At 66.9% G+C, this 22,967-nt stretch carries 20 protein-coding genes; 3 read left to right on the plus strand and 17 right to left on the minus strand.

The window, feature by feature from the left end; all coding sequences use genetic code 11:
- The 4 genes from dnaE to guaB all read right to left on the minus strand — a co-directional run.
- Positions 1-1,196 (minus strand): DNA polymerase III subunit alpha (gene dnaE / locus VN634_12450; GenBank protein ID HXC51692.1); only part of this gene is annotated, 1,196 nt, incomplete at its 3' end.
- Positions 1,197-1,198: 2 nt separating this feature from the next.
- A complete protein-coding gene (gene guaA, locus VN634_12455; GenBank protein HXC51693.1) occupies positions 1,199-2,749 on the minus strand; it encodes a glutamine-hydrolyzing GMP synthase in 1,551 nt (516 codons plus the stop codon).
- A 4-nt stretch (positions 2,750-2,753) separates the two neighbouring features.
- On the minus strand, positions 2,754-3,110 hold the full coding sequence (locus VN634_12460; GenBank protein HXC51694.1) for a hypothetical protein: 357 nt from the start codon (positions 3,108-3,110) through the stop codon (positions 2,754-2,756).
- 99 nt (positions 3,111-3,209) lie between these two features.
- Positions 3,210-4,676, minus strand: a complete 1,467-nt coding sequence (gene guaB, locus VN634_12465) for an IMP dehydrogenase (GenBank protein HXC51695.1) — start codon at positions 4,674-4,676, stop codon at positions 3,210-3,212.
- Positions 4,677-4,754: 78 nt separating this feature from the next.
- Here guaB and VN634_12470 point away from each other — a divergent pair, with 78 nt between their 5' ends.
- The gene (locus VN634_12470) at positions 4,755-5,267 is read left to right on the plus strand and encodes a gamma carbonic anhydrase family protein (protein ID HXC51696.1); all 513 of its coding nucleotides are present in this window, start codon (positions 4,755-4,757) and stop codon (positions 5,265-5,267) included.
- 3 nt (positions 5,268-5,270) lie between these two features.
- A complete protein-coding gene (locus VN634_12475) occupies positions 5,271-5,924 on the plus strand; it encodes a TRIC cation channel family protein (protein ID HXC51697.1) in 654 nt (217 codons plus the stop codon).
- Positions 5,925-5,948: 24 nt separating this feature from the next.
- Here VN634_12475 and VN634_12480 read toward each other — a convergent pair whose 3' ends face one another.
- Positions 5,949-7,226 carry a hypothetical protein gene (locus VN634_12480; protein ID HXC51698.1) on the minus strand — a complete coding sequence of 426 codons (1,278 nt, stop codon included), beginning with the start codon at positions 7,224-7,226 and terminating at the stop codon, positions 5,949-5,951.
- A gap of 268 nt (positions 7,227-7,494) precedes the next feature.
- On the opposite strand from VN634_12480, the gene VN634_12485 reads away from it, so the two are divergent.
- Positions 7,495-8,442, plus strand: coding sequence for a hypothetical protein (locus VN634_12485; protein ID HXC51699.1), 948 nt, complete (start codon positions 7,495-7,497; stop codon positions 8,440-8,442).
- A gap of 8 nt (positions 8,443-8,450) precedes the next feature.
- Here VN634_12485 and der read toward each other — a convergent pair whose 3' ends face one another.
- From der to glmM, 12 genes are all read right to left on the minus strand, one after another.
- Positions 8,451-9,950: a ribosome biogenesis GTPase Der gene (gene der / locus VN634_12490; GenBank protein ID HXC51700.1), complete on the minus strand. Its 1,500-nt coding sequence runs from the start codon at positions 9,948-9,950 to the stop codon at positions 8,451-8,453.
- Entirely contained in the window at positions 9,947-10,849 is a 903-nt protein-coding gene (era, locus tag VN634_12495) for a GTPase Era (protein ID HXC51701.1), read from the minus strand. Before era ends, der begins: the two co-directional genes overlap by 4 nt.
- 36 nt (positions 10,850-10,885) lie before the next feature.
- Complete coding sequence (rnc, locus tag VN634_12500) at positions 10,886-11,737, minus strand: ribonuclease III (protein HXC51702.1); 852 nt, start codon at positions 11,735-11,737, stop codon at positions 10,886-10,888.
- Positions 11,734-13,071: a tRNA (N(6)-L-threonylcarbamoyladenosine(37)-C(2))-methylthiotransferase MtaB gene (gene mtaB / locus VN634_12505; GenBank protein ID HXC51703.1), complete on the minus strand. Its 1,338-nt coding sequence runs from the start codon at positions 13,069-13,071 to the stop codon at positions 11,734-11,736. The genes rnc and mtaB overlap by 4 nt, the downstream gene beginning before the upstream one ends.
- Entirely contained in the window at positions 13,068-14,321 is a 1,254-nt protein-coding gene (mnmA, locus tag VN634_12510) for a tRNA 2-thiouridine(34) synthase MnmA (protein ID HXC51704.1), read from the minus strand. Before mnmA ends, mtaB begins: the two co-directional genes overlap by 4 nt.
- Entirely contained in the window at positions 14,318-15,457 is a 1,140-nt protein-coding gene (locus tag VN634_12515; GenBank protein HXC51705.1) for a cysteine desulfurase family protein, read from the minus strand. Before VN634_12515 ends, mnmA begins: the two co-directional genes overlap by 4 nt.
- Before the next feature lie 18 nt (positions 15,458-15,475).
- Complete coding sequence (gene cimA / locus VN634_12520) at positions 15,476-17,134, minus strand: citramalate synthase (GenBank protein HXC51706.1); 1,659 nt, start codon at positions 17,132-17,134, stop codon at positions 15,476-15,478.
- 85 nt (positions 17,135-17,219) lie between these two features.
- Entirely contained in the window at positions 17,220-18,467 is a 1,248-nt protein-coding gene (locus VN634_12525; GenBank protein HXC51707.1) for an aspartate kinase, read from the minus strand.
- A gap of 62 nt (positions 18,468-18,529) precedes the next feature.
- On the minus strand, positions 18,530-19,051 hold the full coding sequence (gene tsaE / locus VN634_12530; protein HXC51708.1) for a tRNA (adenosine(37)-N6)-threonylcarbamoyltransferase complex ATPase subunit type 1 TsaE: 522 nt from the start codon (positions 19,049-19,051) through the stop codon (positions 18,530-18,532).
- A gap of 19 nt (positions 19,052-19,070) precedes the next feature.
- A complete protein-coding gene (locus tag VN634_12535; GenBank protein HXC51709.1) occupies positions 19,071-20,729 on the minus strand; it encodes an NAD(P)H-hydrate dehydratase in 1,659 nt (552 codons plus the stop codon).
- Positions 20,726-21,466 (minus strand): pyridoxine 5'-phosphate synthase, encoded by a 741-nt coding sequence (locus VN634_12540; protein HXC51710.1) that lies wholly within the window; start codon positions 21,464-21,466, stop codon positions 20,726-20,728. The genes VN634_12535 and VN634_12540 overlap by 4 nt, the downstream gene beginning before the upstream one ends.
- Complete coding sequence (gene glmM / locus VN634_12545) at positions 21,466-22,962, minus strand: phosphoglucosamine mutase (protein HXC51711.1); 1,497 nt, start codon at positions 22,960-22,962, stop codon at positions 21,466-21,468. Before glmM ends, VN634_12540 begins: the two co-directional genes overlap by 1 nt.
- Between the last annotated feature and the right edge of the window lie 5 nt (positions 22,963-22,967).

The raw sequence follows: 22,967 nt of genomic DNA on the forward strand, positions 1-22,967 counted from the left end.
GACACGAGGCTGCCGGCCGCCGAGCCGCGTCCCGGCCCGACAGGGATCCCCTGCTCCTTCGCCCAGTTGATGAAGTCGGCCACGATCAGGAAGTAGCCGGCGAACTTCATCTGCTGGATCATCGCGATCTCGGATTCGAGCCGCTCGCGGTAGCGTTCGACGTCGATCTCGCGGCCGGCGGCCTTCGCCGCGGCGAGGCGGTCGTCGAGACCGCGCCGCGCGTCCTCGGCCAGCACCTCGTCGAGACTGCGGCCGGCCGGCACCTGGTAGACCGGGAACTTGTTGTCGCCGAAGCGCATGTCGAGGTTGCAGCGTTCGGCCAGCCGCACCGTCTCGTCCACGGCTTCGGGCGCGTGCGGGAAGGCCGCCAGCATCTCGTCGTGGCCTTTGACGTAGAGCTGGTCGGTGCCGAACTTCCAGCGGTCCTCGTCGATCAGGCGTTTGCCGGTCTGCACGCACAGCAGCACCTCGTGCGCGACGTGATCGTCGTGCTCGAGGTAGTGGCAGTCGTTGGTCGCGACGAGAGGGATGCCCATCTCCTTCGACCACGGAATCAGCACCTCGTTGACCTTGCGCTGCTCGGCGAGATGGTTGTCCTGGATCTCGAGGTAGTAGCGGTCGCCGAACAGCGTCGAATACTCTTCGATGGCCGCGCGCGCCTTGTCGAGGCGGTCGGCCGTGATCGCGGTGGCGACCTCTCCCGCAAGGCAGCCCGAAAGGCAGATCAGCCCTTCGTTCCACTCGCGCAGGATCTCCTTGTCGATGCGCGGCTTGTAGTAGAAACCGTCCTTGTAGCTCTGCGAGACCAGCCGAGACAGGTTCGCGTATCCCTTCGCGTTCATCGCGAGCAGGATGAGGTGGTTGTTGCCGGCGCGCTCGTAGTCGGCGGCAGCCACCGCCGCGCGCTCGAGCCGGCTTCGGGGCGCCACGTAGACCTCGCAGCCGATGATCGGCTTCAGGTCTTCCTTGCGAGCGGCCTTGTAGAAGTCGACCGCGCCGAACATGTTGCCGTGGTCGGTCATCGCGACCGACTTGAGGCCCATCTTCTTGAGCTTCGGCATCAGCCGGCTGATCTTGTTCGCGCCGTCGAGAAGGCTGTACTGGGTGTGAAGGTGGAGGTGGGCGAAGCCCTTCTGCACCGTAATCCCGTCCTCACAGTCCGCGCCGTGCACGTGTCCCGCTGCCGGCTTGCCCACCGTCACTCCCATTCGACCGTCGCGGGAGGCTTGGTCGAGATGTCGTAGACCACGCGGTTCACGCCGCGAACCTCGTTCGCTATCCGCGACGCCGTACGCGCGAGCACATCTGGCGGAAAGCGGAACCAGTCGGCCGTCATGCCGTCTTCGCTGACGATGGCGCGTAGCGCGATGACCTTGTCGTAGGTGCGATAGTCGCCCTGCACGCCGACCGTCCGCACCGGAAGCAGCACGGCAAACGCCTGCCAGATCTCGGAGTAAAGATCCGCACTGCGGATCTCCTCGATGAAGATCGTGTCGGCGCCGCGAAGGATCGTCAGGAACTCGCGCGTGATGGGACCGAGGACGCGTACGGCAAGCCCGGGTCCGGGGAACGGATGACGCCACAGCCAGTCGTGCGGCAGGCCGAGCACCGCGCCGAGCGCACGCACTTCGTCCTTGAACAATTCGCGCAGCGGTTCGACCAGCTGCATGTGAAGCCGCTCCGGAAGCCCGCCGACGTTGTGGTGACTCTTGATGACCGCCGACGGCCCCTTGACCGACTCCGACTCGATGACGTCCGGATAGAGCGTCCCCTGTCCGAGAAACGTCGCGCGCGCGCGGCCGGGCCGCGGCTTGAGCGCCGCGTCCTGGAACACGTCGACGAACACGCCGCCGATCGTCTTGCGCTTCTTCTCCGGATCTTCGATTCCGGCGAGCGCATCGAGGAAGCGGTCGGCCGCATCGACGAACACGAAGTCGTCTCCGAAGCGTGGACCCAGCATCGCGCAGACCTGCTCGGCTTCGCCTTCGCGAAGCAGTCCGTTGTCGACGAACACGCAGGTCAGCTGCCCCGGCACTGCGCGCTCGATCAGCGCCGCAGTCACGGTGGAATCGACGCCGCCGCTGATGCCGCAGACGACCTGCTGGTCGCCGACGAGCTTGCGGATCCGCGCCACGGCCGCATCGATGTAGTTCTCCATCGTCCAGTCGGCGGCAAGTCCGCAGATGCGGAACAGGAAGTTCTCGAGGATCTCGCGGCCGCGCCGGCTATGGACGACTTCGGGATGGAACTGCACGGCCCAGCGCCGCTTCGAAGGGCAGCGAATCGCAGCGAACGGAGAGTTCCGGGTGTGCGCGATCGACTCCCAGCCGTTCGGCAGCTTCTCCAGCCGATCGCCGTGGCTCATCCACACCGACGTGCTTCCACCCTTGTCGAAGCCGGCCAGCAGGTCGTCGTCGTTGTCGATGACGACGTCGGCCTGCCCGTACTCACGATGCGCGGAGCGAAGCGTGACGCCGCCGTCGGCAAGGCCGAGGATGCCCATGCCGTAGCAGATGCCGAGCATCGGCACGCCGAGCTCGAAAATCTCCGGCGACGGCGACGGTGCGCCTTCGTCGTAGACGCTCGCCGGTCCGCCCGACAGGATCACCGCCGCCGGCGCCATCGCGCGGATGCTCTCGGCAGGAAAGTTGAATGGATGGATTTCGCAGTACACCTTCGCCTCACGCACGCGGCGCGCGATGAGCTGGGTGTACTGGCTGCCGAAGTCGAGGATCAGGACGGTCTGCAAGACACTATTCCTCGGGTTTGCCGGAGGCAGGAGACGTTTCGAACAATTCGAGAATGAATGCGACGAGGGCGATCGAAGCCGAAAGTACCAGCACGACGAACATCAGCGCAAAGGGCCCGAGATATGGCGCGAGGTGCTGCGCGGTGTCGGGGTCCGGAACGCTGGATGCCACTTTCGCAAATGAGATGAGCGCCAGAAGCGCGATCAGTACGCTGGCGCACTGCACAGCAAAGTACGGGACGCGCCCCACCCATTCCTTCCAGATCGCGGTCATCAGGTAGACCGCGAGTCGCAAGGGCGCCATCGCAAGCAGCCCGGCGACCAAGGCGGCCGGAAGCGGCGCATCATGGGCAGTCGCCATGCCCAACGGGAAACAGACGTACGACACGGCGTTTAACAGATCGATTCCTTTCGGCTTTGGCCGCTCGAAAGTCGTTGTCGTCGATAATTCCAATAAGGACTATTCTCTCTGATAATTCGGCGGTTCCTTGGTCATCACTACATCGTGCACGTGGCTCTCGCTGAGGCCCGCGGGCGACACGCGCATGAAGCGCGCCTTGTTGCGAAGATCGTCGAGGCTCTCGGCGCCGATGTAACCCATTCCGGCCTTCAGGCCGCCGACGAGCTGGTGGATCGTCGCGCCAGATGCGCCTTTGAACGGCGTGCGGCCTTCGATGCCTTCGGGCACCAGCTTGATGTCTTCGGTTTCCTGCTGCGCGTAGCGGTCCTTGCTCTGGCCGCCGCGCATCGCTTCGAGCGAGCCCATGCCGCGGTACACCTTGTACGTGCGGCCCTGGTAGAGAACCGTCTCACCGGGGCTTTCCTCGGTGCCGGCGAGAAGACTGCCGATCATGCATGCCGATGCACCGGCCGCGAGCGCCTTGGTAATGTCGCCGCTGAAGCGGATGCCGCCGTCGGCGATCACCGGTACGCCGGCCTTGCTGGCCGCGGCACACGCGTCGACGACCGCGGTCAGCTGCGGGATGCCGACACCGGAGATGATCCGCGTCGTGCAGATCGATCCGACGCCCATGCCGACCTTGACGCCGTCGGCGCCCGCATCGATCAGCGCCTGCGAGCCTTCGGTGGTTGCGACGTTGCCGCCGATCACCTGGAGGTCGGGAAACGTCCTTTTGATCTCCGCGACGGTCTCGAGAACGTTCTTCGAATGTCCGTGCGCGGTGTCGACCGCGACCACATCGACTCCGGCATCGACGAGCGCCTGCACGCGCGCAACGCGATCGATGCCGACACCGACCGCGGCGCCGCAGAGCAGGCGTCCGTGGACGTCCTTGCTCGCGCTCGGGAACTCGATGGACTTCTGGATGTCCTTGACCGTAATCAGGCCGACGAGCTTGCCGCTGTCGTCGACCACGAGCAGCTTCTCGATGCGGTTGCGGTGAAGCTTGGCGGTCGCGTCTTCGAGTGTGATGTCGGCGCGCGTGGTCACGAGCTTCTCGCTCGTCATCAGCTCGGAGACCTTGCGCTGGAGGTTCTTCTCGAAACGCACGTCGCGATTCGTGAGGATGCCGACGAGCCGCCCGCTGGTCGTGACCGGCAGGCCCGAGATCGAGTGCCGCGACATCAGCTCGAGCGCGAGCGACAGCGGCACGTCGGGCTCGACCGTCAGCGGATCGCGGACCATCCAGCTCTCGCTCTTCTTTACGCGGGCGACTTCGGCGGCCTGGTCGTCCGGGGAAAGATTGCGGTGGATGAATCCAATCCCGCCGACGCGCGCCATCGAGATCGCCATGCGCGACTCGGTTACCGTGTCCATTGCGGCGCTGATCAGTGGGATGCGAAGAGAAATCTGCCGGGTCAGCCTGGTGCTGACGTCGGCGTTGGCCGGCAGGATCGAGGATTCACCCGGTACGAGCAGGACGTCGTCGAAGGTGAGAGCCTCGCGAAGGTTGTCCAAGGCTTCCATCTTTGCCTTGTATCGACCGACCTTTTACGTTGCAAGAATTCCCCGCGGGATGTGCACATCCCATACGGACTCCGTCGCATGATCCGCAGCTATCTCCAGACGACCCCCCGCATCGATCCGACCGCATGGATCGCGCCGTCGGCCGACGTCGTCGGCGACGTCGAGATCGGCCCCGGCTCGTCGGTCTGGTACGGCACGGTCGTGCGCGGCGACGTGTTCCCGATCCGCATCGGCGCGCGCACCAACATCCAGGATCATTCGGTGCTGCACGTGACCCACGAGCGCTATGCGACCGTGCTCCACGACGACATCACGATCGGTCATCGCGTGGTGCTCCACGGCTGCACCATCGAAAGCGGCGCGCTCGTCGGCATCGGCGCGATCGTTCTCGACCAGGCCGTAATTGGCGCCGGTTCGCTCGTCGGTGCGGGTGCGCTCGTCACTCCGGGTACGAAGGTTCCGCCGGGGATGGTCGTGATGGGATCGCCGGCGAAAGTCATCCGCGAGGTGACCGACAAGGAGCGCGCGTGGATGGAAGAGGCGGCGCGCAACTATGTCGGGTACGCGCGCAATCATTCGGCGAGCGATTGACCGATGCCGCTCGCCGCCGCCGTCGATTTCCAGCTGCCTCCTGCCTTCCATTTCGCGGCAACCTTCGTTTTCGCACTGACCGGTGCGCTGGCCGCGTGTCGCCGGCACTACGACGTCGTCGGAGTCTTCGTTCTCGCGTTCGTTGCCGGAGTCGGCGGCTCGCTGCTTCGCGACGGGCTGTTCCTCGGGGTGGAGCCGCCGCTCGTGCTGCGCGACTGGCAGTACATACCCGTCATTCTGCTGGCGAGCATCGCCGGAGCGACGCTGTACGAGCGCATCGACCGCTTCCAGTTCGTATTCGGCCTTCTCGATGCGGCCGGGCTCGCGGCCTATTCGGTGATCGGCACGCAGATGGCGCTTTCGCTTTCGCTGCCGGTGCCGGCTGCCGTCCTCGTCGGAACGGTCAACGCCGTCGGTGGAGGCCTTCTGCGCGACCTGCTCGCACAGGAAGAGCCGATTCTGTTTCAGCCGAGCCAGTTCTACGCACTGGTTGCGGCATCTGGTGCGATGGCTTTCGCTGCGCTGCGCTCTTTTACGTCGCTGCCCGGTGGTGTTGCAGGGATACTGGCGGCGCTATGGATCTTCGCGCTGCGCGTCGCGGCGATCCGCTACGACTGGAGAACGGTGCCGGTGCGCCGGCCGGATGAGCTCCGGTAGTAACGCCAGCAGTGCAGCAGGCTTTCAGTGCGGGCTTTGCTCCACGGAGTCGACGGTCACTTCAATCTCACCCGTTGCGCTCTCCGGCGGGCCGGCGCAACGGAACGACCAGCTCGCGCGCCGCGCGCCATTGACGAGCTGTTTCGGATAACGATCGAACAGCTGCTGCCAGTGCTCGCAGTCCGCTTTTGTCACGTGGATCGAGCTCGACGAACGAAGCGTCGTCGTGCGTGGGGAGCCATCGCCCGACGCGGGCAGATGGAAGAAAAGGTTACTCCGCAACGCAGGCTCGTCCTGGTTTCGTGAGCAGAAAATACCGCCGGACCCCGGATTTATCTTGTCGCTATCGTAGAAGCTCGAACCTCCGGTGTGGGAAAGGAACCGGCACGTCTCTTCCGATTCCGCCCTTTCGGGATCGAAAAAGGAGAGCTGCTCGAGCTTTCCCGGATCGAACGAGGCTTCGTGCATGCGAGCGATGTGCTCTCCGTCCGGACGATCGCCCTCGACCTGAAGGCGAAACGACTGGCTCGGAATGGTAACCTTTACCCGAGCCGACTCGAGCGGGAACGTGTCATTTCCCGCTCGCGTGATGTTGAGCACGTGACCGTCGAGCGACACCACATTCACGCTGATTCGGAACAGCGAATCACCGGTGAGCGCGAACTCGAACATTTCCTGCTTGCCCGTCTCGAGCGGTCCCGTGTACTCGGTCTCGGCCGACGGTCGCACCGGCCAGAGGTGGTGGAACCCAAGCTCCGTATCTCCCTTGACGACGAGTTGAACGTTCTCGCCGGCTGGGCATTGCAGATGAATCGTCCACCGACCGGGAGCGCCTCTCTTGAAAAGAAGACGGTCCGAACGCGCGGTGGTCAGTGCTTCGACGGGAGCGACCACCGCACCTCGCCCGTCGCGGACGACGACGCGTGGCCGCTCGTGCGAGCCCGACACGTTTACCGAAAGCGGAGAAACCGTCGAGTCGACCGCGAATTCGAAGTCGGCGCTGCCGTCGGTGGCGAGCCCTTCGGCCGAAAACAACAGCTCGTACTTTTGGTCCTCTACGGCAGCTTGCGTCAGCCTTGCGGCCAGAGCCGGGTCGGTACTCGGGTCCAGGTGTACGACGGTCGCATTCGTTGCCCGAGCGAAGGCTTCAAGGCCATTGTGTCCGGAAAGCCCCTCGTCGCTGAGCCCGTGCTTCTCAACGCTAGCCGGTGCGCCGGACTCGCCGGCCAAAGCCGAGCTCGCACGCGAATCGACGATCACGAGCGCTGCAAATAGAGCAACACGACAGATGCGAGTTTTCACTTGTCCGTCCGCCGGGAGGCGGCCTCTTCCTTCAGGCCAGCATGTGTGAATAAGCTCCGATGAAGCAACCTTCCGGAAAATGCCGATGCGCAGCGCTGCACATGATCTTGCGACACACAGGACAGCTTTCGCTGCGCCGTGCATCCGCCTGGTTAGGGCCTGCGCGGCGATTGCCGCCCTGGCCTCGACCTCGAGTTGCGGAAGATTCGCGTTGTCCGGTCCGGACAGGCCTCTGGATGTCGAGTGTTCGGTTCCCGGCGTCTCGATCATGAGCGCACGCTCCGGGGTCGACCTGGCTCTCGAGCGCGTGGGAAAAGTGCTGGTGGAACGAAGCCAGCCTTTCGGTCTCGCACTCATATCGATGCCGGGATGCAAGCTGGAAACCATCCTTGCGCCAGGGGTGGCGCAGCGGCCCTCGTCGATCCTGTCGGTCAATGCGCGCGGAGACCTGCTTTACGACAACGGCACGCACACCAATTCGCTGGTCGTCAAGCAGGCGGGAAAAGATCCGGTCAACCTGCAGAAGCCCACGGACATCGGGAAAGACTGGTGGCAGCCGGTACTCTCGGACGACGGCGCGCTGGTGTGGAAAGCGCGGCAGCCGACGGTCCGCCTGGTCATTCGCGATCTCGAAAACGGGTCGGAGCGTACAGTCCCTCTTGATGCGGTGCCGTCGGATTACGAGCCGATCGCCGCGAACGTCGAGCAGGACGAGTTCGTGCTTGGCAAATACCCGCCTTTTCATGTCCTGGTGATCGATGGTCACGGTGCGACGCGATGGGCTCCGAAGACAAGGATGGGCGTACAGGCTACTGCCGACGCCATGTTCTTCCGCCGCGTGGGAGACGGCTGGGCAGCGTGGGACTTGAACGGCGATTCACGGCTCGAATGGTCCACGCCAAAAGGCAGCGGACAGCGCGAGTTCTCCAGGTCGAGCATCGAATCGCTTTCGATCGATCCCGCGCAGGAACACATCGCCGTCAGCCTGTCCGCGAACACGCGCCTGAACATCGACGAGGCGATCATCATCCTGCGAATCCGTGACGGGAAAGAGCTGTTCCATCGCAAGCTGCCGAAGTTCAGCCGCGTGGAGCTTGCCTACCTCGACAATTCGCACCTCGCGATGAATGCCAACGGCGCGGTCGACGTCGTGCGCCTTCCGCCGCCGTTTGCCGCGCTCGACCCGTCTGATCCGTACGGCGCGAACGCGCCGTAGCGGCGACTTTACGTGTCCCGCCGTGATTTCACGCCGCGCCGGTCCCTGCCGGTCTTTTCCTTCGGCGCCTCGCCGCGGTCGCGATTGCTGTGCGAGTCGCGCCGCACGTAGCGGAAGCGCAAAGGTGTTCCACCGAAGTCGTGCATCTCGCGGAAGCAGCGCTCGATGAAGCGCTGATATTCCTCCGGCAGCTCCATGCGGTTCGTGAAGATGCTGATGGTCGGCGGCCGTGTGCCGGTCTGCGTTCCGTAGAACAGCTTCGCACGGCCACGCCCCATGATCGGAGGCTCGCGGCGCCGCGCAGCCTCTTCGAGCGCGCGGTTCACGTCGGAGGTCGACAGCTTGCGATTGTGCGACGCGAACGCGTGGTCGACGAGGTCGAACGCCGCGTCGATGCCGAGCTTGTTGCGCACGGAAATGCGTCCGACCGGCACCGGCGACAAGGTCGGATAGATGTCGTGGATGTTGGCTTCGAGCCGCCCGAGCTGCGACGCGTTCGCGAGGTCGATCTTGTTGATCAGCAACACGAGCGCGCGGCCTTCGTCCCACGCGCGACGCGCGATGCGCGCATCCTGGTCGGTGACGCCTTCTTCCGGCTCGATGAGCAGCACGACGACATCGGCGCGATCGATCGCGTCGAGCGCACGGCGCACGCTGATCCGCTCGACGCCTTCGTCGACGCGCGACGGGCGGCGCATGCCGGCGGTGTCGAGAAGCACGTAGCGGCGGCCGCCGCGCTCGATCTCGGTATCGATCACGTCGCGCGTCGTGCCCGGACGGTTGTCGACTAGCGAGATCATCTCTCCGGCCAGCAGGTTGAGCAGCGAGGACTTGCCGACGTTCGGCCGTCCAACGAGCGCGACGCGGCACGGACGGTCAGCAGCGTCGTCGACGTCTTCGACTTCCTCAGGCTCGGCCTCGGCGTCGTCGTCCTCACGCACTTCCGCCGGCCCGCGGCTTTCGAGCACGCGGTCTGCGCACTCTTCGATCGCCGCGCGAAGGTCTCCCATGCCGGAGCCGTGCTCGGCGGAAATCGTCATCGGCGCATCGATTCCGAGCGCGCAGAACTCGAGCGCGGCCTCTTCGGTCGCCCTGCCCTCGCATTTGTTGGCGACGTAGATCGCTTCGAGGCCGCTCTGGTTGACGAGCTCGACGGTGTCGCGGTCGAGCGGGCTCAGGCCGGTGCGCGCATCGAACAGCACGATCAGCACGTCGCTTGCGGCAATCGCGCGCACCGTGTGCTCGTGCACGCGGTCCGCGAGCGCAATCTCGGCCTCGCCGCCGAGTCCGCCGGTATCGACGAGATCGATCGGCGCGCCGTCCCAGTCGAGCTGCTCGATGATCGGATCACGCGTGATGCCGGGCTGGTCGAGCGTGATCGCGCGGCGGCGGCCGAGCAGGCGGTTGAACAGCGTCGACTTGCCGACGTTCGGCCGGCCGACGATCGCAACGCGCACGCGTCCGCGCCCGTCTCCGAGGTTGGGATGAATGACCCGGCGATTCTTCACAGGCCGATCTCCGCAAGGAAGCGCGGATCGTCCTGCCAGCCCGGTTTCACCTTGACGAACAGCTCGAGGAAGACCTTGCGGTCGAGCAGCTCCTCGATGTTCTGGCGTGCGGCGATGCCGACGCTCTTGATGCGAGCGCCGCCCTTGCCGATGATCATGCGCTTGGTCGAATCGCTGTCGGTAAAGATCGTCGCCGAGATCGACGTATGCTTGGGGCCGTCGCGGAACACGTCGACGACGACCGCGATCCGGTACGGCAGCTCGGCATCGAGCTGCAGGAACAGCTGCTCGCGCACGAGCTCGCCGACGAGGTAGCGCTCGCTCTGATCGGTAAACAGCTCGGGGTCGTACATCCACGGCCCGGCCGGCATGCGCGCGGCCAGATGCTCGACCAGCACGTCGACGCCCTCGCCGGTTCGCGCGCTGACCGGATAGATCTCGCACCCGCTCACGATCTTTGAAATCTCGGCAATCAACGGAAGCACCGAACCTTTGGCGACCGCGTCGCATTTGTTGATCGCAATGAGAGTTTTTCCTTCCACCAGACCGGGCGTCTCGTTGCGGTCGATCGAGCGCACGCCGCGCGCGGCGTCGACGATCCAGCAGACGACGTCGGCCTCGCGCACGCCCTGGCGCGCTTCGGCGTTCATCCGGTCGTGCATCAGCCCGCGCGTCGGATGGATGCCGGGTGTATCGCAGAAAACGATCTGCACGTCGCCGCGCGTCTCGACGCCGAGAAGCCGGCGCCGCGTCGTCTGCGGCTTGGGCGTCGCGATGCTGAGCGGCCGGCCGAGAATGCGGTTGAGCAGCGTCGACTTGCCGACGTTGGGCGCGCCGGCGATCGCGACGTAGCCGCAGCGCTGGTTCGGCTGCGGAGGCATCTGCGGAGCGTCTGTCACCAGGGCGCTCCGCCGAAAGTGGCGCGAAGCGTCTCTTCAAGCATCGGTCTTGTCCTCGAGCGGCTCGTCCGCCACGTTCTTTTTCGCTCTCTTCGTCGAGCGTGTACGTTTTCGCGGGTGCGGCGATGGCGGCACCGCCGGGTTCTCCGGTTCATCCGGTGACACCAGCACGCCGGCTTCGATTCTGGCCAGCAGCACGCGCACCGCCTCTTCTGCCGCCATCTGCTCGGCGCTCTTGCGGTTGGCTCCTTCGCCGTGCGCGATGGTCTCGCCGCCGATGCGGATCGCGACCTCGAAATGCTTGGCGTGATCCGGGCCGCTCGTCGAAACCAGCGCGTAGCTCGGCGTGCAGTGGAAGCGTTCCTGCGTGAGCTCCTGGAGCTCGGTCTTCCAGTCGCCGCCGATCGGGTTCGCGGCAGCGATCTCTTCGGAGAACGTCGACTCGATCAGCGCGCGCGCGGCATCGTAGCCACCGTCGAGGAACACGGCCGCCACTACCGCTTCGTACGTGTCCGCGAGGATGTTGGCTTTCTTGCCGCCGCCGCTTCGCGCTTCGCCGCGGCCGAGCCGGATCCAGCGCCCGAGATCGAGCCTTGCCGCAGCGGTCGACAGGCCCTTGGCGCTGACGATGCTCGCGCGCATGCGCGTAAGGTCACCTTCGGCGCGCGCCGGATAGCGGCGCAGCAGGAACTCCGAAACCGCAAGGTCGAGGACCGCGTCGCCGAGGAACTCGAGCGTCTGGTTGCTCTCGAGAGCGCCTTCGGTCGCCGCCGAGCTGTGGACCAGAGCCTTTTCGAGCAGCGTCCGGTCGCGGAACGGATAGCGGATCAGAGTCTCGAGCGCATCGAGATCAGCGGGTTCGATGTCGTTGTTTTTCTGCGCTTTCACAGAATCCTGCCATGCATCGCGGCGCCGGCATCGCCGCCGATGGCTGCCGGCGCTTCGGATTCGACGCGGACCCTGCGAATGCTGCCGCGCAGATCGGCCGCGTCCGACGCACATGCGACCGGAACGTAGTGCTCGCTGTATCCCGTCCAGCGTCCGGTTGCGGGATCACGCGCGCCTTCGAACAGAACGTCGACTTCACGCCCGACGAAGCGCCGGCGGAAGCGCGCGCGCAGCTCGGCGTCGAGCTCGCGCATCCTCGTCGCGCGTCCGTGGACGAGCGCATCCGGCAGCGCATGCCACCGTTTGGCGGCCGACGTCGACGTGCGCTGCGAATACGGAAACACGTGCAGGTACGACAGCGCGAGATCGTCGGCTCTCCTCCAGGTCTCGTCGAACTCCGCTTCGCTTTCTTCCGGAAAGCCGGTCAGCAGATCCGTCCCGATCGCGAGATCGTCGCCGAGGCGCGCACGCGCGCGGTCGATCGCCGAGACGGCATCCGCCGCCGAATAGCGGCGCCGCATGCGCGTGAGCACACCGTCGTCGAGCGACTGCAGCGGCACGTGCACGTGCGGACAGAACTGTGTCCGGTCCGAGAGCACATCGAGAAGCCTCGGAGTGAGCTCGGGAGGATCGATCGAGCTTACGCGCACGCGCACCGCCGGCCGGCGCTCGGCGATGCACTCGAGCAGCCACGCAAGATCGCAAGGCGGATCGAGATCGGCGCCATATCCGCCGAGATGCACGCCGGTCAGAACGACTTCGCGAAAACCGCGCGCCGCCAGCCGCTCGATCTCGTCGAGAACGTCGCGCGCCGGAACGCTGCGGCTCCTGCCGCGGGCCACCGGCACGACGCAGAACGTGCAGAACAGGTCGCAGCCTTCCTGCACCTTGACGAATGCGCGGCTGCGGCCCGGAAAGCTCGCGATGCCGAGCGTCGCGACGGTATCCGCGCGCCGCAGATCGGAGACCGCGGAGCGCGAGGCAAGCTCGCCGGCGACCGCCTTCAGCAGATCGTCGACGCGTCCGAGGCCGACCACGTAGTCGACGCTGTCCAGCTTCGAGACGGCCTCGGGGCTGACCTGGGCATAACAGCCGGTCATGATCACGCGTGCCGCCGGATTGTTGCGCCGCGCGCGGCGGCACAGCGCGCGCGAGTCGCGGTCGGCGCGATCGGTCACCGTGCAGGAGTTGACCACGTAGGCATCGGCAACGTCGTCAAAATCGACGCGCTGCCAGCCCATCGCAGCGATGCGCTGCTCGATCACGGCGGTATCGTAGCGATTGACCTTGCAGCCGAGAGTGGTGATCGCAACGCGCATGCTGCCGGCCGTCATCCGATCGGTCCGGCGCAGCCGGGCGCTATCGGCGCCTCGTCTGCTTCGGCGCGCGCTGGCTCGCGACAGACACCGTCCGTGAGCGCAATCGATTCGCGGATCCAGCCGCCGCCGATCACTTCGTCGCCGCGATAGAAGACCGCGGCCTGGCCGGGCGTGACGGCTTCCTGCGCTTCGTCGAAGCGCAGCTCGATCGAAGCCGTCGCAGTTGCCGGAGCCGTTGTGGAAGCGATTGCCGCGGCGATCGACGAAGCATCCGAGCGCACGAGCGTCGACTCGACGCCGCGATGCCGGTAGCGGATCCGCACCGTCATCTTCGCGCCGACCGGTTCGGCTTCGCCCGACGTCCACACGACTCCGTCGGCGACGAGCCCCTGCCGCAGCAGATTCGGGCGCGTCGTGACGCGCACCGTAGCCGACGCGGCGTCCACCGATTCCACGTACAGCGGCTCGTCGTGCGCAATGCCGAGCCCGCGGCGCTGGCCGACGGTGTAACGATGAATGCCGTCGTGCGCGCCCACCACAGCGCCGCTCGCATCGACGATGCTGCCTGCACGGATGCGGCCCGGTGCAGCCTTCTCGACGAACTCGGCATAGCGGCCGTCGGGCACGAAGCAGATCTCCTGGCTGTCGGGCTTGCCGGCCGTCGCGATGCCGCTGCGCGCCGCGAATTCGCGCACTTCGTTCTTGGTCATTTCGCCGACCGGAAACAGCGTGTGCGCGAGCTCCTGCTGGCCGAGCTCGAACAGGAAGTACGACTGGTCCTTTGCGCCGTCGCGGCCGGTGCGCAGCCGGTAGCGTGCGCCGTCGAAGTCGCGCCGCGCGTAATGCCCCGTCGCGACCCACGACGCGCCGAGCTCGGCGGCGCGCCGGCGCAGCGCCGAGAACTTGATCGAGCGGTTGCACAGGATGCACGGGCTCGGCGTGCGGCCCGCGAGGTACTCCTCGACGAACGGCCGGATTACGTCGCGCGCGAACGCTTCGCGCATGTCGAAGACGAAATGCGGCACGCCGAGCGCATCGGCAACGCGCGCCGCGTCCTGGAAATCCTCGAGGCTGCAGCAGCCTTTGGAAACTCCGTCCTTGCGCTCTTCGGCGAGGCGGAGCGAGATTCCGACGACCTCGTAGCCGTCGAGCGCGAGCATGGCTGCCGCGACCGAGCTGTCGACGCCGCCGCTCATCGCGACCACGATGCGGGCGCCGCGCGGCGGCATCGCGCCGGACGCGAGTGTCGAAGCGGCGCCGCTCATGCAGCTTCTCTCGCGCGTGCGACCACGGCAACGATTGCGTCCGTCAGCGCGTCGGCGTCCTCACTGCGCGTCTTCCATCCCGAAGACAGCCGCAGCACGCCGCCGTGCCAGCGCGAATCGAGGCCGAGCGCACGCATCACGTGCGACGGCTCGGTCGAGCCGGCAGCGCAGGCCGAACCGGCTGACACGCAGAAACCGGCAAGGTCGAGCGCCGCGATCAGCGTGTCGGCGGCAAGATCGCCGACAGCGATCGTCAGCGTATTGGGGAGCCCGCTCTCCGGCGTGATGCGAAGGATGTCCGGCATCGCCGACGCGAGCCGGCTCCAGATCCGTTCGCGCAGCGTGCGAAGCCGGTCGCCATCGGATGCGCGAGTCTCGAGGGCGGCGCGCGCGGCGGCGCCCATCGCGGCAATCCCCGGAACGTTCGGCGTGCCGGCGCGCAGCGACCATTCCTGCGGACCGCCGGTCAGCAGCGGACGCAGCACGCGCCGCAGCCGTTCCGAAATAAACAGCGCGCCGATTCCCGGCGGCGCGCCGAACTTGTGACCCGACATCGACAGCGCATCGATGCGGTCGTCGAATCGGATCGGCAGGCGGCCGGCGGCCTGCGCCGCGTCGAGGTGCACGAACGCGTGCGGCGGACATGCGCGCACGAGCGCATCCACGTCGAGGATCGCACCGGTCTCGCCGTTGGCAAGGCCGAGGCAGACGAGAAATGCGCCGCCGGATTCCGTAAGTGCGGCAAGCGGCGAGAAATCGATCGACGAGTCCGGCCGCACGTCGAGCCGCACCACCGGCTGGCCCTGGCGCTCGAGGTCCTCGGCGGTCGCGATCACCGAATGATGCTCCACGCGCGAGATCACGATCGGCGCGAGCGGATTGGCGGCGGCGAACGCACGCAGCACGGTGTTGTTGGACTCGGTGGCACCGGACGTAAATACGACGTCGCGCGAGACCGCGCCGTCGGCCAGCGCCGCAACGTCGCGGCGGGCGTCCTCGAGCGCAATTCGCGCGCGGCGCCCGAGCACGTGCATGCTCGACGGATTGCCGCCGCCGCCGTCGATCCACGCGCGCAGCGCTTCGGCCGCCTCCGGCCGGAGGAGGCTGCTCGCGTTGTAGTCGAAGTATCCGTGCATGAGCCGACCCGGGCGCCGTCAGTCCTTGCGCCGAATCGAGCTCGACGCGGCCGCCGACTTGCGGCGCGAAGCCGCGCGCTCTTCCTGACTCAGCAGGAAGTAGACGAAGCTGTCGACGAGCGCCTGCCAGCTGGCCTCGACGACGTTGTGGGAAACGCCGACGGTCCCCCAGCGACGCGTACCGTCGCCGGATTCGATCAGCACGCGCACGCGGCTTTCGGTGCCGTTGGTGCCGTCGAGCACGCGCACCTTGTAGTCGTGCAGATGGATCTTCTCGATGCCGGGATAGAACTTGGTGAGCGCCTTTCGCAGCGCGAGGTCGAGGGCATTGACGGGCCCGTTGCCCTCCGCCGCCGTGTGCTCGACGGCCCCGTCCGGCCCTTCGAGCATCACCGTTGCCTCGCAGCGCGTATGGCCGTCTTCCGAGCGCTTCTCGTCGGTGACGCGAAAGCCGAGCAGCCGGAAGAAGCGCTGGAACGGGTCGAGGTTGCGGCGCATCAGCAGCTCGAACGACGCGTCGGCGCCTTCGAACTGGAAACCGCTGTATTCGAGCTCCTTCAGATGCGACAGCAGCGAGGCGAGCTCGTCGTGACGGCCGGCGACGTCGATGCCGAACTGCTCGGCTTTGTGCATGACGTTGCTGCGTCCAGACAGGTCCGACACCAGCACGCGCTGCTCGTTGCCGACGACGGTCGGGTCGATGTGCTCGTACGTGACCGCGTTCTTGCGCACGGCCGCCACGTGAAGGCCGCCCTTGTGCGCGAACGCCGAGCGGCCGACGTACGGCAGGCGCCGTTCGAGCTCCACGTTGGCGAGCTCGGCGCAGAACCGCGAAACCTCGGTCACCCTGGCCAGTTGCTGCGGCGAGACGCAGCGGTAGCCCATCTTGATCTGCAGGTTCGGAACGACCGTGCACAGGTTCGCGTTGCCGCAGCGCTCGCCGAATCCGTTGATCGTTCCCTGCACCTGCGACGCTCCGGCCTCGATCGATGCCAGCGAGTTCGCAACCGCGAGCCCCGAATCATTGTGGCAGTGGATTCCGATCGGGACGCCGAGCGCGCCCACTTCGCGCGTTGCGGCAGCGACGTCGCGCGGCAGCGAGCCGCCGCGCGTGTCGCACAGGCACAGCAGGTCGACGCCGGCGTCGACGGCAGCCTCGAGGCACTGCATCGCGTAGTCGTGGTTGGCGGCGTAGCCGTCGAAGAAATGCTCGGCGTCGAGGATGACGCGGTCGGTCCGTTCTTTCAGGTAGGCGATCGACTTCGAGATCAGCTCTAGGTTCTCGTCGAGCTCGATGCGAAGGTCCTCGTGGACGTGCAGATCCCAGGTCTTGGCGACGATCGTGACGACCGGCGTTTCGGCGGCGAGCAGCGCCTTCATGTTCGCGTCGTCGGCCGGATCGGTGCCCGGACGGATCGTCGAGCCGAACGCCGCGATCTTCGCTCGCGAAAGCTTGACGCCGCGGATCAGCTCGAAGAACGCGGCGTCGCGCGGGTTGGAGCCCGGCCACCCGCCTTCGATCACGGAGACGCCGAACTCATCGAGCTTGCGGGCAACGGCGACCTTGTCGTCGACGGTGTAGCTGACGCCCTCGCCCTGGGTGCCGTCGCGAAGCGTGGTGTCGTAGATCTCGATGATGCGGTCGCCGGTCGGCTCCTGACCGACGGACGACGGCATCGGCGCACCGGCGGGCGCATGCCTCGCACCAAGGCGATCTCCGGCCACCGCCCGAGGACGGCTCGTTGGACGCTTACCGCTCAAGTCACGCGATCTCCTGAAGGGCCTTGGCGTCGGGGCCGAGGAAGGCGGCGTGGAGGGCGCGGACGGCGGCGTCGATCTGGGCGTTGTCGACGACCACCGAGATCTTGATCTCCGACGTCGAGATCATGCGGATGTTGATCTTCTCGCGTGCGAGCACTTCGAACATGCGCGCGGCGACGCCGGCATGATTGCGCATGCCGAGCCCGACCACCGAAACCTTGCCGAGGCCCGAATGCGTGTTCACTCCGCGCGCGCCGATCTTCGCGGCGACTTTTTCGGCAACGGCGCGCGTGGCCGATGCGTCGGCTTCGGCAACCGTGAACGTCACGTCCGTATGCCCGTCGGTGCCGACGTTCTGCACGATCATGTCGATGACGACCGACGCCTCCGCCAGCGGCACGAAGATCGACGCCGCGAGCCCCGGCGAATCCGGCACGCCTTCGACCGTGACCTGCGCCTGGTCGCGTTCGAATGCGACACCGGAGACGAGAATCTCTTCCATGCTTCCTTCCTCAGGGACCACCCAGGTTCCCTCCACATCGTTGAAGCTCGAGCGCACGTGCACCGGAACCTGGTAACGCTTGGCAAACTCGACCGAACGGATCTGCAGAACTTTGGCGCCGAGGCTCGCCAGCTCGAGCATCTCGTCGTACGAAATCCGCTCGAGCTTGCGCGCGTCGTTGCAGACGCGCGGGTCGGTCGTGTAGACGCCGTCCACGTCGGTCAGAATCTCGCAGACATCGGCGTGAATGGCAGCCGCAATTGCGACGCCCGTCGTGTCGGAGCCCCCGCGGCCGAGGGTCGTGATGTTGGCGTCGTCGTCGACGCCCTGGAACCCGGCGACGACCGCGACGCAGTTCTCGGCAAATGCCCGTTCGATGCGCGACACGTCGATCGAGCGGATGCGCGCGCGTCCGAACGACGAATCGGTCTGGATGCGCACCTGGTGGCCGAGCAGCGAGATCGCCGGCACGCCGAGGTCGTTCAGCGCCATCGCGAGCATCGCGCACGAGACCTGCTCGCCGGTCGACACCATCGAATCGAGCTCGCGCGCATTGGGTGCAGGCGATACGGCCCGGCCCAGGGCCAGCAGCCGGTTGGTCTCGCCGGACATGGCCGAGGCCACAACGGCGATCTCGTGGCCCTCGTCGTAGCTGCGCTTGATGCGCCGGGCGACCGAACGGATGCGGTCGGCGTCGGCAACCGACGTGCCGCCGTATTTCTGGACGATGCGGATCCTTTTCGACATTCCGTTCGACATTCCGGGCCTTCGGCGAGGCGCCTGGGCTACTTGATCAGTTGGTGAGGGAATCAGCCGGAGAAGCGGCGCCACGCCGCATCCAGTCCGGGACCCCTGAAATCCAGGTGAATCGACCTAACATCGCCGGATTCGACGACGAGTTCAACGCTGACCAGACGCTCCGGCTCGGCCCCGTGCGCCCTTGCGTAGTACGGCCACCATTCGACGAGCGTGACTGCGTCGCTCGCGAGCGCTGCATCGAGGCCGATACTCTCGAATGCGAGCTCGGCCATCTCAGGGGGAACATCCGCAAAGCGGTAGAGGTCTGCGTGAATGAACGGAATACGGCCTTCGCTGTAGTCGACCAGATAGACGAACGTGGGGCTCGCAACATCGACCGGGTTGACGCCGAGCCCCGAGGCGACCCCGCGCGCAAAGACCGTCTTGCCGGCTCCGAGAGGTCCCGTGAGCGCGATCGCAGTGCCCGGCGGAAGCTCGGCGGCGAGGCGCCGGCCGACGCCTTCGGTCTGGCCCTCGCTTGCCGAAGAGACGGTGGCCCGGCGGGCGGTCATGGGCTTGGCGTGTTCGCTCATCGCGGTTCTACCGCCGGCACTAGCGCGGCATCCGGGAGGCGAGCTCGAACGGCACGCGGTCGGCGAGCTCGCTCGCCAGAAAACCCGGGCCTGTCGTGCTCTCCAGATGATCGCCGGCGGCGCCGTGCACATGGACCGCAAGGCACGCGCGCTCGAACGGATCGAGCCAGTCGCGGGCCGCTGCGCCCGCCGTCGGTGAGGCCGCTTCGGCTTCGGTGCGGCGCGCGGCCAGCGCTCCGCACACGCCCGACAGCACGTCACCCATCCCTGCGCATGCCATGCCCGGGTTGCCGGACAGGTTGAACGCGATGCGCGCATTGTCGCAGACGATCGTAGCCGCGCCTTTGAGAACGACGATGACTCCCAGCTCTTTCGCAAGGCTGCGCGCCGTGACGTCGCGCGCTTGTTGAACGTCGGCCGACGACATTCCGGTGAGCCGGCCCATCTCGCCGGGATGCGGCGTGAGCACAGCCGCCGGCGCGCCGGCTGCAATGCGTGCGGCGAACACTCCGTCGCGACGCGCCTTGCTCCAGCCGGCAACGATCGTGAGCGCATCCGCATCGAGAATCAGCGGAACTGGAAGACTCGCGAGCCTTTCGACGGCCGCACTGGCGCCGGCCCCGGTGCCGAGGCCCGGACCGATGACGATCGCATCGGCGGCGGCCGCCGCAGCCGTCAGCACGTCGATGCCGGCGCAGTCGATCTGCCCGGCGTCATCGGCCGCGACCATGGTTGTCATTGCCTCCGGCAGCACTTGCGAGACAGCAGCCTGCACCTCGGCCACGGACGCGACCGTGACGAGACCCGCACCGGCGCGGAGCGCGCCGCGCGCGGCCAGCACTGCGGCTCCGGTCTTGCCGAGGCTGCCGGCGACGATCAGCACGTGGCCGCGCGTGCCCTTGTGCGACCGGCGCGCGAGCCTCGGCCAGCAGCCCGCGGTCGTCGCATCGTCGATCACAGTTGCCGACATTTCGAGCCCCGCCGCGGAAGGCGGAAGCAACCCGATCTCGGCGACGCTGACCCGACCGGCATAGTCGGGGCCTTCGGCGAGGAAGAGCCCCAGCTTCGCGGCGCCGAGCGCGAGCGTTGCGCGGGCCCGCACGGCAATCCCGAGCGGACGTCCCTTGTTGCTGCATAGTCCCGATGGAATGTCTGCAGAAATCACAGGGATCGAGCTTTCGTTGATGCAGTGGATGAGATCTGCGTCGGCGCCTTCGACAGGGCGCGTGAGGCCCGTTCCGTAGAGCGCATCCAGGATCAGCTCGAAGCCGGACGCACTGCCCGCTCGCATCAGATCGACGGCGTCCTGGCGGCCTATGCACTGGCCGCCGGCCCGGTTCCATGCGGCCAGATTCGTCACGGCGTCCGGGCTGCTCGGCCCCGCGCCGAGCGCAACGCGGCAGTTCCACCCGGCTGCCTGCAGGAGGCGCGCGACCACGAACCCGTCCCCTCCGTTGTTGCCGGGGCCGGCAAGGATCAGCAGACCGCGCTGCCTGCCGCGTGACGAAGCCGAAGACGACAGGCCGCAGTCGCGAGCCTCGGCGACGAACTTCGCGAGCGCCGCGCCCGCAGCCTCCATCAGATTCAGCGACGGCGTGCCCGCAGCGATGGTGCGCGCGTCGAGCTCGCGCACCGCCTCGCGTCCGAGCACCCACGCCGACGCCGCGTCGAGATTCACCGTCGCTCCCCGGTGCGCGCCTGCCGGCAGGCCTCGAGCATTTCGCGCGTCGCCTCCTCGATGCCGACGAAGATCGAGCGCGCGACGATCGAGTGGCCGATGTTTAGCTCCTCGATTTCGGGAAGAGCCGCGATCGGTGCGACGTTCTCCAGCGTGAGGCCGTGTCCGGCGTTCACGCGGAGCCCGCGCGCCGCGGCGAGCGTCGCTCCGTCGCGAATGGTCGCAAGCTCGCGTGCAAGGTCCGACCCTGCCGCATTCGCATACGAGCCGGTGTGCAGCTCGACGAACTTTGCGCCGACGCTGGCCGCGGCCGCGATCTCGTTCGTATGCGGCTCGATGAACAGGCTGACGACGATTCCCGCGTCGGTGAGACGGCCGACGATCGGCTCGAGCAGCCGCTCGCGTCCGGCAACCGCAAGGCCGCCTTCGGTCGTCAGCTCCTCGCGCTTCTCGGGCACCAGGCAGACATCCGCGGGCCGGACCGCGCATGCGAAGTCGACCATCGCGTCCGACGCGGCCATCTCGAGGTTGACCTTGCTCGCGACGATGCCGACGAGCCGCCGCACGTCGTGCTCCTGGATGTGCCGCCGGTCTTCGCGAAGATGCACAGTGATGCCGGTCGCACCGCCGCGCTCGGCGGCCAGCGCGGCTTCGACGGGATCAGGATAATCGACGCCGCGCACCTGGCGGATGGTCGCGACGTGATCGATGTTCACGCCGAGGCGCAGCGGGTGCATCAGCCGAGCGCCGCCTCGATCGCAGCAGCGATGCGCTGCGCGTGGCGTTCGACCGCGCCTTCCTCTTCACCCTCGACCATGACGCGCGCGAGCGGCTCGGTGCCCGAGAATCGCACGACGACGCGGCCTCGCCCGCCGAGCGCCTCTTCGGCCTCGGCGATCGCACCGACGACCGCGGGGATCGATTCGAGCGATCGGCGCTCGCGAACCTTGAGGCTGACGAGCCGCTGCGGGAACGAACGCAGCAGGCTGCGACCTTCGGAAAGCGTTTTTCCGGTGAGCTTCATGCACGTCAGCACCGACAGCGCAGTGACCATGCCGTCGCCGGTCGTCGCGTGGTCGAGGCAGATGATGTGGCCCGATTTCTCGCCGCCGAGCCGGAAACCTCCGGCAATCATGCGCTCGACGACGTAGCGGTCGCCGACCGGAGTGCGCTCGAGCGTGATCCCGCGCTCGCGCAGCGCCACTTCGAGGCCGAAGTTCGACATGACGGTCGCGACCACCGTCCCGCCGGCAAGCTCGCCGCGCGCCTGCATCGCAAGCCCGAGGATCGCGAGCACGTGATCGCCGTCGACCTCGTCTCCGCGCTCGTCGACCATGATGCAGCGGTCGGCGTCGCCGTCGAGCGCGATGCCGACGTCGGCCTTCTCGGCACGCACGCGGTCGCAAAGCCCGCCCACGTGAAGCGCGCCGACACCGTCGTTGATGTTGTGGCCGTCGGGCGACACGCCCATCGCGATCACGTCGGCGCCGAGCTCGGACAGGACCGTCGGTGCGATCTTGTAGGCCGCGCCGTGCGCGCAATCGACGACCACGCGAAGCCCCTCGAGCGTCAGCTCGCGCGGCAGCACGTTTTTCAGGAATACGTTGTAGCGGCCGTCGGCGTCGTCGATGCGGAACGCTTTTCCGATACCACGTCCCGTCGGACGGATGCGGTCGAGGCTGTCGCCGAATACGAGCTTTTCGATGGCGCATTCGGCCGCGTCGGCGAGCTTGAAGCCGTCGGGTCCGAAGAACTTGATGCCGTTGTCGTGGAACGGGTTGTGCGACGCGGAGATCGCAACCCCGGCGTCGGCGCGAAAGCTGCGCGTCAGGAACGCGATGCCCGGAGTCGGCATCGGACCGACCAGAAGCACGTCCACGCCCATCGACGTGATGCCGGCCGCGAGCGCGGTCTCGAGCATGTAGCCCGAAAGCCGGGTGTCCTTGCCGATGACGATCTTGTGACGGCGCTGGCCGGACGTCAGGAAATGCTGGCCGACCGCACGGCCGAGACGGAGCACGGTCTCCGGCGTCATCGGCTCTTCGTTGGCGACGCCGCGGATGCCGTCGGTGCCGAACAGGCGGCGAGATTCGGGATCGCGACGCGAGCCGCCGTTCTCGGGATCGCGGTGCGTATCGCCGCTATGGGCGTCGCGACGCGCGCTGCCGCTCTGGGCGTCGCGGCGCACCGGCGCCTGCGGGCCGGCGTCGTCCGCTGCGATCGTTCTTGTCATTCGAT

Source organism: Candidatus Limnocylindrales bacterium (assembly GCA_035571835.1).
Classification (GTDB): domain Bacteria; phylum Desulfobacterota; class Binatia; order UBA1149; family CAITLU01; genus DATNBU01.